The 14,641-nt window shown below is 40.0% G+C and carries 15 protein-coding genes and 2 riboswitches; of the genes, 3 read left to right on the top strand and 12 right to left on the bottom strand.

Annotated elements, in window-relative coordinates; translation table 11 throughout:
• Positions 1-9 precede the first annotated feature (9 nt).
• The 3 genes from IGL90_RS10865 to IGL90_RS10875 are packed head-to-tail and all read right to left on the bottom strand — an operon-like array spanning position 10 to position 2,572.
• A complete protein-coding gene (locus IGL90_RS10865) occupies positions 10-663 on the bottom strand; it encodes a CbiQ family ECF transporter T component (protein WP_016626140.1) in 654 nt (217 codons plus the stop codon).
• Positions 654-2,012 carry an ABC transporter ATP-binding protein gene (locus tag IGL90_RS10870; RefSeq protein ID WP_010777897.1) on the bottom strand — a complete coding sequence of 453 codons (1,359 nt, stop codon included), beginning with the start codon at positions 2,010-2,012 and terminating at the stop codon, positions 654-656. The genes IGL90_RS10865 and IGL90_RS10870 overlap by 10 nt, the downstream gene beginning before the upstream one ends.
• Positions 2,009-2,572: an ECF transporter S component gene (locus IGL90_RS10875; RefSeq protein WP_002387204.1), complete on the bottom strand. Its 564-nt coding sequence runs from the start codon at positions 2,570-2,572 to the stop codon at positions 2,009-2,011. The genes IGL90_RS10870 and IGL90_RS10875 overlap by 4 nt, the downstream gene beginning before the upstream one ends.
• Before the next feature lie 104 nt (positions 2,573-2,676).
• Positions 2,677-2,767, bottom strand: a riboswitch (TPP riboswitch).
• 178 nt (positions 2,768-2,945) lie between these two features.
• Here IGL90_RS10875 and IGL90_RS10880 point away from each other — a divergent pair.
• Together IGL90_RS10880 and IGL90_RS10885 are read left to right on the top strand one after the other, a co-directional pair.
• Entirely contained in the window at positions 2,946-3,731 is a 786-nt protein-coding gene (locus tag IGL90_RS10880) for a TraX family protein (protein ID WP_002362333.1), read from the top strand.
• A gap of 163 nt (positions 3,732-3,894) precedes the next feature.
• Entirely contained in the window at positions 3,895-5,256 is a 1,362-nt protein-coding gene (locus IGL90_RS10885; protein ID WP_002362334.1) for an MFS transporter, read from the top strand.
• A gap of 49 nt (positions 5,257-5,305) precedes the next feature.
• Here the strand turns inward: IGL90_RS10885 and IGL90_RS10890 are convergent, their stop codons facing one another.
• Entirely contained in the window at positions 5,306-6,496 is a 1,191-nt protein-coding gene (locus IGL90_RS10890; protein WP_010706833.1) for an MFS transporter, read from the bottom strand.
• A 144-nt stretch (positions 6,497-6,640) separates the two neighbouring features.
• On the opposite strand from IGL90_RS10890, the gene IGL90_RS10895 reads away from it, so the two are divergent.
• Positions 6,641-6,997, top strand: coding sequence for a winged helix-turn-helix transcriptional regulator (locus tag IGL90_RS10895; protein WP_002356348.1), 357 nt, complete (start codon positions 6,641-6,643; stop codon positions 6,995-6,997).
• Positions 6,998-7,089: 92 nt separating this feature from the next.
• Here IGL90_RS10895 and thiD read toward each other — a convergent pair whose 3' ends face one another.
• The 8 genes from thiD to galE all read right to left on the bottom strand — a co-directional run bounded on the left by thiD (position 7,090) and on the right by galE (position 14,606).
• Positions 7,090-7,920, bottom strand: a complete 831-nt coding sequence (thiD, locus tag IGL90_RS10900; RefSeq protein WP_002362487.1) for a bifunctional hydroxymethylpyrimidine kinase/phosphomethylpyrimidine kinase — start codon at positions 7,918-7,920, stop codon at positions 7,090-7,092.
• Entirely contained in the window at positions 7,917-8,552 is a 636-nt protein-coding gene (thiE, locus tag IGL90_RS10905) for a thiamine phosphate synthase (protein ID WP_002387208.1), read from the bottom strand. The genes thiD and thiE overlap by 4 nt, the downstream gene beginning before the upstream one ends.
• Complete coding sequence (locus tag IGL90_RS10910; RefSeq protein ID WP_002368793.1) at positions 8,549-9,367, bottom strand: hydroxyethylthiazole kinase; 819 nt, start codon at positions 9,365-9,367, stop codon at positions 8,549-8,551. Before IGL90_RS10910 ends, thiE begins: the two co-directional genes overlap by 4 nt.
• Positions 9,351-9,839 carry an energy coupling factor transporter S component ThiW gene (thiW, locus tag IGL90_RS10915; RefSeq protein WP_002356342.1) on the bottom strand — a complete coding sequence of 163 codons (489 nt, stop codon included), beginning with the start codon at positions 9,837-9,839 and terminating at the stop codon, positions 9,351-9,353. Before thiW ends, IGL90_RS10910 begins: the two co-directional genes overlap by 17 nt.
• A gap of 140 nt (positions 9,840-9,979) precedes the next feature.
• Positions 9,980-10,068, bottom strand: a riboswitch (TPP riboswitch).
• A gap of 147 nt (positions 10,069-10,215) precedes the next feature.
• The gene (locus tag IGL90_RS10920; RefSeq protein WP_002384048.1) at positions 10,216-10,530 is read right to left on the bottom strand and encodes a YbaB/EbfC family nucleoid-associated protein; all 315 of its coding nucleotides are present in this window, start codon (positions 10,528-10,530) and stop codon (positions 10,216-10,218) included.
• Between the two features lie 20 nt (positions 10,531-10,550).
• On the bottom strand, positions 10,551-12,311 hold the full coding sequence (gene dnaX / locus IGL90_RS10925) for a DNA polymerase III subunit gamma/tau (RefSeq protein ID WP_002356340.1): 1,761 nt from the start codon (positions 12,309-12,311) through the stop codon (positions 10,551-10,553).
• Positions 12,312-12,382: 71 nt separating this feature from the next.
• The gene (locus IGL90_RS10930) at positions 12,383-13,633 is read right to left on the bottom strand and encodes a UDP-glucose--hexose-1-phosphate uridylyltransferase (protein ID WP_025190761.1); all 1,251 of its coding nucleotides are present in this window, start codon (positions 13,631-13,633) and stop codon (positions 12,383-12,385) included.
• Positions 13,614-14,606: a UDP-glucose 4-epimerase GalE gene (galE, locus tag IGL90_RS10935; protein ID WP_010824854.1), complete on the bottom strand. Its 993-nt coding sequence runs from the start codon at positions 14,604-14,606 to the stop codon at positions 13,614-13,616. The genes IGL90_RS10930 and galE overlap by 20 nt, the downstream gene beginning before the upstream one ends.
• Positions 14,607-14,641 lie beyond the last annotated feature (35 nt).

Below are 14,641 nucleotides of genomic sequence, written 5' to 3' on the forward strand. Positions count from 1 at the left end.
GTTTCTCCTTTACGTTAGAAAAATAAACAAATTTGTAAAAATGATGATCAAAATAGCAAGCCCAAGACTGACTTTTGCTGACACAAAATGCTCTTTTCGACTTCTGGTGGCTCCTTCTTCATAGCCATGGGCAGACATTGCTTCCGTATATTTATCTCGCCAAGAAACAGCAACGAGCAGTGTTTTAACATAAAGCATCGGCGACCAAAAATGAAACGTTTTGCCACGGAGTAGGCTTGCTTCTTTTAAATCATTAATTTCTCTTTTCACTTCCGGTAAGGCGTGAACCACCACTAAAATTCCATAAACAAAGTTTGGTGCTAGCCCCTTTTGTTCCAATAACAACAATAATTCTTCAAAATCAACGCCTACAGCAAAAGCTAGTCCTAAACCGGCAAAGGCATACGTTCGACTAAACAAAAGCCAGGCTTGTTGACTACTCGTACCATGCAAATAAATAGACCAAAACATCCCGATTGCTGGTAAAAGTGGCAAGAAAAATAACCAAAGCAGTAAGCGGGATTTTCGCTGGCCTATTAAAAAAATGACACAACCCATAAAAACCGCCAAATTTGCCAAAATTGACTGAGAAAAAGATAATTCAAAGGTCAAAATAAGAATCAAAGAAGCATAAATTGCTGCATTTGTTTGCTTTATTTGCATGTGGTTCCCTCCTGCCAGATAATCAGTTGTTGCTGCAGCAATTCTATTCGGTAATTGCTCACGCCAGAGAGAGGTTCTAGCCGATGCGTGACGATTAGAAAATCTTGTTGCGCACTTTTTTCTTTGATCCATTCAACAAAATAATTGCATGCTCGCTCATCTAATCCAGCAAAAGGTTCATCTAAAAGTAAACAGTCCAAATCTAAGCTCAGCAAACTAATTAATTGCACCATCTTTTTTTGCCCTTCACTTAGTTGAAAAACACTGTACTCTAGTTTTTCTTTTAAACCTAAAAAAGTTAAGGCTTCCTCTTGTTTTCTTCTTTTTTCTGCTGTCATGTTCTGACCAAACAAAAGCTCTTCTCGTAAAGTCAACGTGACAAACTGACGATTGGCTTGTTGCACCGCTAATGTCATGTGTTGATACAATTTTTTTGAAGCCCGCAAGCGGCGGCCCGCCAAGAACATTTTTCCTTGATATTTTTGTCTCTGAACGATGGCTTTTAATAAGGTGGATTTCCCCGCCCCATTTGGCCCCGTCAACGTGGTAATTCCTTTAAAAAAAAGCGCTTCTTTTTCTTCAAGTAGCACTCGTTTTCCCTGAGACAAACGAAAATTTTTCAATTGGAGCATTGGTTGTTTTACCACAGAAGTTGTAAGCTGAAATGTCTGCGGTTTTGTTTTGATAAACGTCAACGGTTGCTTTTCAAACTGGCCATTTTTCAACGTGACGACTTGGTCCACAACATCAGCGTAATCGTTGAAATCGTGGTCGCACACCAAAATCGTTTTGCCTGCTTGATGGAGTCTTGCTAAAATTTGAATAAATTGTTTTCGAGAGGTTGGATCAATGCTTGCAAAAGGTTCATCTAATAAAAGAATATCTGGGTTCATTGCTAGCAGAACTGTCAACGCCGCTTTTTGTTTTTCACCACCAGATAACGTCGCTAATTCTCGTGTGAATAAGGTTTGAGTCTGAACAAGTTGAAGCGCTGTTTGGATTTTTCGGTTCATTTCTTCAGGCGAGATTCCTAAATTTTCTAAAGCAAAAATCAGTTCTCGTTCCAAGGTTTTCATTGTAAATTGTTGACTGGGGTTTTGAAACAGCATGCCAATTTTTTGCGCCTTTTCACGAGTTGATAATTGTCGGCGCTCCATTCCTTCAATCAAAATTTCTCCTTGGTAATCAAGCGGAGCAAATCCGGCAATCAATCGTAAGAGCGTTGATTTTCCACTACCACTATCGCCAATTAATAAGGAAAACGTTCCTTGAGGAATTGCTAAATTTGTCTTTTCAAACAAGGGTTGTTCTCGTGAAAAGGACACAGCTTTTAATTGGATACTATTCATTTTGCCTTCACAGCTAACCCTTGCGCAGACTGATACATTCGTAAAATAACTTTCGTTAAGAAAATACCAAAGAAACAAATAGAAACGAACCGAACGCTAATTAAAGCAATGTTCATCCCCAGTCCGTAATTGCCATAACCAAACTTAAAGTATTCATACACATAACTAAAAATAGTCGTCCCAATCGCACTATAAAATAACGTTAGTGTATCGTACCGTTTGTAGCGTGTCACCAAAAAGCCACTTTCACTACCTAGACCTTGAATCACACCAGAAATTAATACACTAGGACCGAAATACGAACCATAAAGCATTTCTGCCAAAGCGGCTAAAACTTCCGCCAAAACAGCACTTCCCGCTCGTGGAATCAGCATCGCTGCAATTGGTGCCACCATGGTCCACATTCCAAATAAAAGCTCATTGGCAAATGGACTCAGTCCTAATGGTAACAGCGCAGCATTCAATAACGCATAGAGGAATCCTGCCCCCATAAAAACACCGCCAAACAAAAAGGCTAAAAAAGCGAGTAAGACGACTTGTTGCAATGACCATTTTTTCAATAAAAAAACTCCTTTCTCTTAACAAAAAGCAAAAGGAGTGACTTAAATAAACCCTGATAAAAGAAAACACACTCATCCTAGGACAGAATGAGTGCGTGAAAAATCAAAGTAAATCGGCATTTCCCTGCGACAGTACTAACTGCATCAGGTTCAATGGGTATCATCTCAGCCATAACAGCACCCCAAATGTTTTTTATTAAAATGTACTTTTACTATAGCATAGAATAATTATAAAAACTAGTCTTGGCACTTTTTTCTTTCATCAAAAGCTGAAGAAATCAAACAATTTTGTAAGATAACTGTTAGGCAAATAAATGGTTGGTTTTTCTGGACTTTGTTATATTGTTCTTTATGAAAGAGAGGCGTTTATACTATGGGTAAAACATTAACTGGCTTTCATTTGAAAGTCATTGGGGTTATTTCAATGGTCTTTGACCATCTATTGCAATTTTTTAGTTTTTTAGGCGTGCCTGGTTGGTTCGGATGGATTGGACGAATTGCTGCACCTATTTTCTTATTTGAAAGTTCTGAAGGCTTCATTCACACAAGCAATCGGCGAAAATACATGTTCCGGTTATTGTTAGGCTTCTGGATTATGGGGATTCTGAACGGCATTTTAAATGCGTATTTTTCAACAGGTGGCTTAATTATCAATAATATTTTTGGGACGTTATTTTTAGGTACGGTCTACATGCAGTCTATGGACTATTTTAAACAAAAACAAATTGGTAAAGGGCTTCTTTGGTTTATTGTGCCTTTATTAATCAGTGCTCTACCTCTCGTTGTTTTTAGTTCTCCAGACATATTAAGCAACCCTGCTATCTTAATTGGTTTCCAACTTTTCAATCTGATTGTGCCATCACTAATGATGACAGAAGGTGGGTTTTTATTTGTTCTCTTGGCCGTGGCTTTTTATTTATTCCATGGCAAAAAATGGTTACAAATTTCAGCGATTGGCGTTGTTGCGTTGATTTCAGCAGCCAGCTATAATTTCCAAGAACTATTCGGGGTGAACCACCAATGGATGATGATTTTAGCAGCGATTCCAATTGTTCTTTATAATGGTGAAAAAGGCCGTGGCATGCGGAATTTCTTTTATATTTTCTATCCAGCTCACATTGCTATTTTTGCAATTATTAGTTTCTTCATGCAACGTTAATTATTTTCTGCTTGACGATTGCCTAAAAACTGTTTACAATGCAACATGTAAACAAATCGTACAGATAACACGCAAGTTGCGTGTCGAGAGAGAGGCGGTTTCTATTCTTATAGAAACTGCTTCTATTTTTTTACGAAAAAATGAAAACTATAGAGGTGATTAAATGGAACAAAAAAACGTACGATTATTCCCTGCCGTTTTAGCGACAGGAATTATGTCTTTTGCTGGCGTATTAATTGAAACAGCAATGAATGTAACCTTTCCGACATTAACAAAGGAATTTGGTGTTTCCACCGGTACCGTGCAGTGGGTGACAACGATTTATTTATTAGTTATTTCTATCATGGTGCCCTTATCCAATTATTTATTAAAAACCTATTCGTTAAGACGCTTATTTATTGTTGCGAATCTTTTCTTTTTGATTGGTTTAGCGATTGATGTCTATTCGCCATCTTTCAGTATCTTGTTATTAGGCCGACTCTTCCAAGGGGCTAGCACTGGGATTGCTTTGCCACTGATGTTTCATATTATTTTGAACTTTACCCCGCTGGAAAAACGAGGAACGATGATGGGGGTAGGCACATTGACCACTTCAATTGCTCCAGCCATTGGTCCAACGTATGGTGGAATCTTAACATCTTCCCTGTCTTGGCACGCCATCTTTTTATTCTTAATTCCTGTTTTACTACTTTCTTTGTTTATGGGATTATCTGCTATTCCAGAAATACCTGTTAAAAAAACCACCACTCTTGATTTGGTTAGTTTAATTGGTATTGCCCTGTTATTTAGTGGTTTGTTGATGTTTTTAAGTAAAATTGGCACATTGTTTGGCTGGCTTTCACTTCTGGCAGCCGTTATTGGCTTTGTTATTTTTTATAAACGAGCAACGACGGCTGAACAGCCACTAGTTCGTTTGACAATTTTAAAAAATCCCGCCTTCGTTTTATTTTTATGTGGCTTTTTAGTTTGTCAATTCTTATTGTTAGGTATTTCCTTTGTCTTACCAAACTTTGTTCAAATCGTCCTTGGAAAAAATGCGTTTGTAGCTGGGCTAGTCATGCTGCCAGGTGCTACAGTTGGGGCCATTTTGGCACCACTTTCTGGACGAGTGTTGGATCAATACGGCGCTAAAAAACCTATATTATTTGGCTTAAGTTTGGCGACAATCGGTTGGCTAGCTTTAACAATTTTACTAGAGATGCCTGTTTTATTAGGATTCGTCGCTGGACATGTTACCTATATGATTGGTCTAGGTTTTGCATACAGTAATATGATGACGACTGGTATGAGCTTGTTAGAGGAGAAAGATTTTGGCGACGGCAATACGTTATTTAATACACTTCAACAATTTTCTGGCGCTATTGCGACGGCCATTGTAGCGACGATTATTAATATCGCTCAAGACCACGCAGATAATTTTGCTCAGGGGACAACGATGGGCTCCCTCATTTCTCTGATTTTCTTGTTAACCTTATTAGTAATTGTTTTAATTGCTTGCTGGAATTATTTCCGCAAAAAAGCTTAAAAAAAGCAGCTGGTCAGTTCCATAGTGACCAGCTGCTTTTTTTAGTTTTCTAAAGATAGTTGTTTTTTTGTTCTTCTTGCTTCCGAATATAAAGTACGAACAAGACAGCAATTAGCACGATAAAACCACCAAAAATCGGTGTATATGTTACTGATAAATGATCTGTGACCACCCCACCTGTCATTGAGCCGACGGTAATCCCAATATTAAAGGCTGCAATATTAAAAGCTGAGGCCAAAGTGATATCTTCTGGAACATACTTTTCCGCTAATTCTACAACATATAGTTGTAAACCAGGTACATTCATAAAGGCAAATAGGCCCAACATCAAACTTGCTAATAAGCCTAGAAGACTGTTATCCATTAAAACAGTAATGAATAAAAAGACTAAGGACAGAATTAATAAGCTAAACATTTTTACTAACGAATCTAAAGGTTTTTTATTTGCCCAGTGACCACCTACTGTATTGCCAATTGCGACCATTACGCCATAAACAACTAAAATAATCACTACCGCGTTGGCTGAAAAGCCTAAATTTTCCAATAACGGTGACAAGTACGTATATGCAGCAAACGTTCCACCATAACCAAAAGCAGTAATTAGAAAAGAGAAAACGAGGGGTTTGTTCGTAAAAATCCGCGTGATTCCTTTTATGTCAACCTTCCCTGGTATCGGTAAATTTTTGGGAACTAAAAAATAACTAGCAATCAGTCCCACCAAGCCAATACTGGCTATAAAAAGAAAGGACATATGCCAAGCTGTTTGTTGCCCAATAAACGTCCCTAAAGGTACGCCAGTCACTGTTGCAACCGTTAAGCCCGTAAACATAATAGCAATGGCGCTGGCACGACGTGATGGCGGCACAACATCTGCGGCGATGACAGTCGAAACAGACATGAAAATGCCATGCGCCAATGCAGAAAGTATCCGCCCTACCAATAAAATAATAAACGTTGGCGCAAACGCAGCAATTAAATTCCCACTAATGAAAAGAAGCATAATCCCCAGCATTAATGAGCGACGATTCCATTTTCCTGTCAAAATTGTTAATAACGGCGCCCCAATCGTCACACCTAAAGCGTACAAAGAAACAGTCAAACCTGCTTGGGAAAGACTAATATGAAAACTTTTAACAATCATTGGTAATAAACCCACACTAATAAATTCTGTTGAACCGATTGCGAAAGCATTGATAGCTAATGCAAAGAGCGTTAAATTTGGTGAAATTTTCTTTTCCATTCTCTTCCTCCTAAAAAACATTTGAATTTCAACAAAAATTACTATATACTAAGATTGAAATTTTGATAAGTACCTACTTTTTTGTATCATAGGTACCTTTTAGTAACTTTTGGTTATTATCAACCTATTAAGGAGGAATGTTTTTTGGAAACTCGTACATATGCGATTGGTGTCGAAGCAACGATGGATGTTATTGGCGGTAAATGGAAACCAATTATTCTGTGTAATTTACGGCACGGCGCCATGCGCCCCAGCGATTTAAAACGCGGTATTACTGGCATTAGTCAAAAAATGCTGACACAACAATTACGGGAACTCGAAGAAGACAACATTATCGAGCGGAAAGTTTACAACCAAGTTCCACCAAAAGTCGAATATTATTTAAGCGATTATGGTCAAAGCCTCTCTGCTGTCTTAGATAACTTATGTAATTGGGGAGAATCCCACGTGGCTCATTTGCAAGAACAAGGCCAAGAAATTTATTTAAAATGTGAAGATTAGTGAACAAAACGTTTATAAACTATATTAAGAGGGAGCTTTAAGCTATTTAAAGCCTGGGGAAAAATCATTTTAGATTTTTCCCCAGGCTCTTCTTATGCTTTAATAACTTGAATATCTTGCGTTAATTGGGCCCAATGATTAGTAGGTCCGTGACCATGTCCAACAGAAATTGCTTGGCTAATGGCCCCTTGTATAAACTGTTTGCCAATCACAATCGCCGCTTCTAACGGCGTACCTTTTGCTAATTCGGCTGCGATACACGCTGAAAAAGTATCTCCTGTTCCATGAGTATTTTTCGTTACAATTCGTGGTGCACTTAGCCAAAAGCTCGAACCGTCTTCCATTAACACATAATCAGCCGCTTGTTGATTTGTGCTATGTCCGCCTTTCATAATAATATTTTTTGTGCCCAATTGCTGTAATTTTTTTGCTGCGGTCTGCATTTCTTGTTCTGTCTTGATGGTCGTCTCTAGTAAAACTTCCGCTTCTGGTAAATTAGGTGTCACGACCGTTGCTAATGGCAACAGTTGCTCTTTAATCGTTTGAACTGCCTCGGCTTCTAACAAATGATGTCCACCTTTAGCCACCATTACAGGATCGACAATCAACGGACCAAAATCAACTTTCTGCAAATTGCGAACAACAGCTTCGACACGCTCACTATCTGCTAACATCCCCGTTTTCGCTGCCCCAATTTTAAAATCAGCCGCCAGTGATTGGAATTGTGCATCAATAAATGAACTAGGAATCGGTAAGCTATCTTGCACGCCATACGTATTTTGTGCCGTCAATGCAATGACAATATTTAAGCCAAATGCCTGCCGTGCTTGAAATGTTTTTAAATCTGCTTGCATGCCAGCTCCCCCACCAGAATCAGAACCAGCAATCGTGACTACTTGTGGGGTCAAATTATATTCGGTCATTTTCTCGCCTCCAACATTCGCTCCGTTACACGCATCAACCCTTGAACTTTCTCGGTTATCTGTTCAGCCAGCATAATTTCACTGACCAGTGAAACACCAGCCACTCCCGTTCCCATAAGTTGTTCTATATTTTCTTCTTTGATTCCACCAATCGCTACAACAGGAATCGTGACTGCTGCGGCAATTTCAGAAAGTGTCTGCAAAGAAGTTAACGGACTGTCCTTAGTCGTTGTGGGGAAAATTGCGCCCACGCCTAAATAATCGGCGCCCTCGTTTTCCGCTTCAACTCCTCGTGCCACCGTTTTGGCTGAAACACCTACGATTTTTGTGGACCCAACCAGTTTTCGCACAAGAGCAACCGGTAATTCATCATCCCCTATATGCACACCTGCTGCATCCACTGCCAAGCAAATATCGACACGATCATTAATAATCAACGGAATCTGATACGCATCTGTTACCACTTTAACTTTCACTGCTAATTCGTAAAAGCGCCGTGTTGACACTTCCTTTTCGCGCAGTTGGACCAATGTCACTCCACTGCGACAAGCAGTTTCAATTCGTTTTAAAAATTCAGTATCACTAAAATCATACCGGCCTGTCACCAAATAAACTTTCAATTGCTCTCTCATAGCACTCGTCCTTTCACCGCCTCAAACCAATCCTTCTCCTTCATTAAAAGAGATAACTGATTTAACGTATTTTGGCGAAAATCGGCCAGCCCTTGGCTCTTAGTCTTGGCTTTTTCTCCGCAAAGATTAAAATAGCTCACTGCGGCTACTGCCGCAGTCATTGGCGCGTTGCCTTCACCTAATAAAGCGGCAACTAATGCGCCGACTAAATCGCCCGTGCCAGTGAAACAATCCAACTCAGGCACGCCATTTTGTAAGACAATCACTTGCTCTTGGCTAACCAAAACATCTTGAATCCCTGTTGCTAAAAATACCGTCTGGGGAAACTTTTGTGTTTGTTGACGTAAAGCTTGAATCAGCTCCTCAATTGCTTCTTCACTTTGATCCAAAGGGCTGCCATCCACTCCTCGGCCATGACTCACCAACTGGCAAAAAGTCCGCATTTCTGAAAGATTCCCTTTCACAACGGTTGGCTGATTGTGCACCAGCTTTTCCCCGACTTCACTCCGAATATCACTGGCGCCATAACCGACTAAATCGACTACGGTCGGTTTAGTCACTTGCCGAGCATAATCACTAGCTGCTAACAAGCTTTGCTCTCGTTCTTGTGATAAATGGCCTAAATTCAAAACCAAAGCACTGGTTTGCTGAAACAACTGCGGAAATTCCCGTGGATCATCTGCCATAATGGGCTTAGCATCAATATAAAGTAATGCATTCGCCATAGATTCACACGTAATTTCATTCGTAATGCACTGAATTAATGGTGCCGTTGTCAGTGGAAAAATCGTTTCAAACTTAACGCTTGTTTTCATAAAAGTACCCTCCTAAAAATAATTCCTGTGTTTGTTTAAATACCCGAGTTTCTTTCAGTTTTACTAAGACAAGCCAAGCAATCACTGAACCAATCAGTGTGGCACCAATAAATCGTGGTGTATAAATGAACCAATAAAAATTCTGCTTACTGCCAGTAAACCAAACCATTACAGGATAGGACAATAACGAGCCAATGATGCCTGTCCCAAAAATTTCCCCTAGCATCGACCAGCCTAATTTTTGTCCCCATTGATAAAATAAACCAGCAAAAAACGCGCCAAAAACGGCACCTGTTAACGCTAATGGCGGAATACCTAAGAATGTCATACGGATTAAGCCGCAGACAAGTGCCATGAGCGTTCCGTAAAGAGGACCTAATAAAACTCCGGCAATAATGTTCATGACACTGGACATAGGGGCCATTCCCTCAATTCGCATTAACGGCGATAATACAACGTCCATCGCAATCATTAAAGCCAGTAACGTAACTCTGTGGATTCGATTTTTTTCCACGTAAAAAAACTCCTTTCTGCGAGAAGCAAAAGGAGGCGCGACTGAAAAAGACAGAAAAACCCAACCACAAATAAACGTAGTTGGGTGCAATAATCGGTCAAAATTTCAAGACATTTCCCTGCGCCAGTCCTAACTGTTTCAGGTTCCATGGGTATAATCTCAGCTAATAGCACCCCAAATGTTTCTCTTCAATTGGCTTTAGTATAGCATAGTTTTTTGGAAGCGACTACTAAAATTGCCAAAGAGTTTTCCCACAAAAACAGAAAAAACATCATGCCCAAAAAGTTCGATTTTTTGGGCATGACGTTTTTCATACTTTCGTTTGTCTTATTTTTTAGAATCCTGGCATTCCTTTGGTGTATTTGCCTAAAGTTGCTTCGGTTTCTTTTTCAATTTTTACTAACGCGTCGTTGACAGCCATAATGACTAAATCTTGTAGCATATCAACGTCTTCAGGATCAACCACGTCTTCTTTAATGATCAAATCTTTCATTGTGCGATCACCAGTAAATGTCGCTGTCACAAGTTGATTGGTGGCTTCACCGATAAATTCTTTTTCATTTAGTGCTTCTTGCGCTTTGGCCATTTCTTTTTGCATTTTTTGTACTTGTTTCATCATGCCTTGCATGTTGCCCATTCCTCGCATCATAATTCCTCGACTCCTTCATATTAATCATCTAGTACTTCGACAAGCTCTTCACCAAACATAGCGATTGCTTCATCTACTACTGGATTTTCTTGTGAATGTTCATTTGTTACAGGCGGTTCGTCCGCTAGACGAGCCATTTCATTTTCAGGTTCAGAATGATTCAAACTGCCCTGATTTTGGTTAATAAAACTTTGTCTTAGTTTTGGCCAGCTTTCTCTAGTAATGCAGACCATCTCTGGTGTATAGTCCATCAAACGGCTTAAATTATTATTGAAAGCTAACTGCATCTCTTCATCGTCTGTTGCACGAGCACAAACAATCTCATAGTCAAATGCCACCACGATGCCCTTAGGACTCGCTGCGACAGGTTCACTAGCCTTTAGCATCGCTCGTTGAGTCACAGATAATGTTTGCAGTAAGTCTTCCCAGACATTTTTCACATTCATTAAATGTGTTCTAGTCGCTTCGTTTAAGACTTGATATACCCGTTCTGTGGGTACACGGAACGAACTTTTTGGCGCTTGTGGTCGTGCTTGTTGACGTGGCGCATCTGCTTCTTTAGCAGCTACACCGTGTTTCTTTAATTCAGCCAGTTCTTTCTTCAGTTGCCCGATTTGATTTTGTAAATCTGCTAATTCTGGATTTCCCTCTGCACTACCATCTTGATTAGCTGTTTCTGGCGTGTTGTGTTTATTGGGTTGCACCGTTTTAGCTAATTTGACAGTGGCTACTTCCAGATAGATATTCGCATTGTTGGTAAAGCGGATCTCATTTTGTGTGTCACTTAAAATTTGGATTAGTTGGTAGATTTTTTCAGCAGGCGTTTGTGTAGCTAGTTCCTTAAATGCTTCTGTCAAAGTTCCTGCTTTTTCTGCTAATAACTTCGGTGCTTGCTGATACATCAGCAAATCTCGACAATATAATAACAAATCTTCTAAGAAACGGCGCGCTTCTTTGCCTTCGCCTAAAATACTTTCCAAGCCTTCTAATGCTCGTTCAACATCACCGGCGACACAGCACTGAATATAATGATCCATCATTTCATAGGTTAGGCTGCCTGTCACTTGCATTGCATCTTCCAGTGTTACTTTTTCATCACTAAAGGAAATCGTTTGATCCAAGATACTCAAGGCATCTCGCATCCCACCTTCCGCAGCACGCCCAATCACATAAAGGGCTTGTTCCTCATAATCGAGAGCCATTTCCTGCATGATATGGGCCATATGATCGACGATATCTTGCGTACTAATTCGCTTAAAATCAAAGCGTTGCGTCCGTGAGATAATCGTTAACGGAATCTTGTGTGGTTCAGTCGTTGCTAAGATAAAAATAACATTTTGTGGCGGTTCTTCCAAGGTTTTTAAAAGTGCATTGAACGCGCCTGTTGATAGCATATGAACTTCATCAATAATATAAACTTTGTACTCGGCTTGTGTCGGTGCATACTTTGCTTTATCACGAATATCACGGATTTCTTCCACGCCATTATTACTCGCCGCATCAATTTCAATGACATCATTTAAACGACCTTCCGTAATGGCTACACAGGTTTCACAAACATTACAAGGTTCACCATCTTGACTATGTTTACAGTTAATCGCTTTAGCGAAAATTTTTGCGGCACTGGTTTTACCTGTACCACGAGGGCCAGTAAATAAATAGGCATGAGATGTTTTCTTTTGCACTATCGCATTTTTCAGTGTCTGAGTAATTGCTTTTTGTCCTACTACGTCATCGAAACGTTGTGAACGCCAGACCCGATAAAGTGCTTGATAAGCCATTTTTTACCCTCCCTTATTTTTCATTCTTATCTATTATACGTGATTTTTAGTCATTCGGCATCTTTTTTCTTTTAATGAGTCACTGGCGCAACCATTGCTAAAAAAGCCGCTTTTCCTTCACTTGTTTCTGCAAACGCACTGGCTTCTTTTAATCGCTGTTGATACGCTGAAGCGACAGTTTCAAGTGCCTGCGTTTTCTGGTTGTTCCAAGTCGTTAAACCTTGGACTTCTGCTAACGTTAACGAAGGCTTTGCTTGAGGTCGACTAAAAATTAAGTCCATGACATATAAAAGTTCTTTTCGTCGGGCAACGATTTGTATCTCATCCGTTGGCAGTTTTAGCATTTGCCATTGCTCAAAAATATCATTTGCGGCTTGGGCAACTTCTGACGCATTCGGTCCCTCTAGGCGAAATGTCGCAACTGGCCAATTCACCATTCCTGCGTTGATTAAAGGATAGTTAGCTAACTCAACATATTCTGAAATGCTCGCTTCGGCTAATGGAAATTGTTGCAAACCCGTTTGATAATAGACATGCTCATTTTGTTCAAAGTCAGCATCAATCCCAGCAAAATAATGAGGAAAGACCTCAACAATTTTCAACAATTGCTGAAAAGTCTTAACTGAACGTTTCGCTGCCTGATGTTTTTCAAACGCAATCACACCTTGTTGCTGATATTGTGCCTGTTTTACAAAGGAAAACCCCCAGCTTTCTCCATCTAAGTTCATTCGAATCACTCGATGGTTCGTAGTCGCAGGAAATTGCTGACTTCCCTGGTAGCCTTCTGTTGCCATGCACCATTCACAGCGGGGATAGCTTTGTGCAGAGAGCGTTGCTTTTGGCGCCTCACTGTGGACCTTATTTGCTAAAAAATCACCATAGACTGTTGAAAAAACAACAGGTTTTTCCTGTTCAATGACCGTACCGTTTTTTTGACAAAGTTGGTAAAAATACTCGGTAGCCTCTTGTGGCTCTTTGGCATAATGTTGTGCAAAAAAAGCATTAACCACAGAAGGTGGCGGTGTTAACAAATCCATCAATTGCACCATGAACTGTTCTTTTTGTTGCTCTGTTTTTACAAGTTGGTTGGCACTCGCAATTTGACACAATTGTTCCGCCAAATCAGCGGCGGGTGTTGCCACAGGCCGTATGTCTACTTCGCCTAATTCTTGTTCACCAATCATTGATAATAAACGGTTCTGAAGATATAAGCGATCCAATTCCATCCAACCACCTGCTTGAATAGCAAGTGTGGTAAAATCGGCAATCATTTGACTCGTGGTCATCGATTCATTCCTCCTATTACTTTTCTTGATATCCATGTGGATGAGCTTGGTGCCATTGCCAAGCGGTGGCGATAATGTCCTTGACCTCAGTTACTTCTGGTTGCCAGCCTAAAACTCGTTTGGCTTTTTCACTAGAAGCAATTAACGTACTAGGATCCCCTGCTCGGCGTGGCGCGATTGTCGCAGGAATTTCTTGACCTGTCACTTCGCGAGCAGCATCTAACATTTCTTTAACAGAATAGCCGTTGTTGCTACCAAGGTTAAAAACGTCACTTTCGCCGCCATTTTTCAAGTATTCTAAAGCCAAAATATGTGCTGCAATCAAGTCTTCAATATAAACATAATCTCGAATGCACGTGCCATCTGGTGTATCATAATCATCCCCAAAAATGCTTAGCTCTGCTCGTTGGCCTAATGCCACTTGTAAAATAATTGGTACAATATGCGTTTCTGGCGTGTGATCCTCACCAATTGAGGCATCTTTTTTTGCTCCCGCAACATTAAAATAACGCAAAGCAACATATTTCATTCCATAAGCGTTGTCGCACCATTTCATGATTTTTTCCATCATTAATTTACTTTCCCCATACGGGTTTTTAGGATTCGTTGGGGTTTCTTCTGTAATAGGCATTGCTTTTGGTTCGCCATAAGTGGCCGCTGTGGAAGAAAAAACAATATGTTTCACTCCGAATTCTTGCATGACTTCCAAGGCAATTTGAGTGCCGTGAACATTGTTATTGAAATACATTAACGGTTTCTCCACGGATTCTCCTACTAAAGAATTGGCCGCAAAGTGCAACACCCCTTCAATTGATTCCTTTTCAAAGACACTACGTAAAAAAGCTTTATCACGAATATCGCCTTCATAGAAAGTCGCTTGTTCATGAACTGCTGAACGATGCCCTGTTAATAAATTATCAACAACCACAACGGTATAGCCTTTTGAAATTAATTGATCGACGGCATGTGAGCCGATGTAGCCTGCGCCACCTAATACTAAAATAGACATAAATACGCTCCTTTTTCTCTCTAATTTCTTTTTCT

Source organism: Enterococcus sp. DIV1307a, from assembly GCF_050537425.1.
Taxonomy (GTDB): Bacteria; Bacillota; Bacilli; order Lactobacillales; family Enterococcaceae; genus Enterococcus; species Enterococcus faecalis.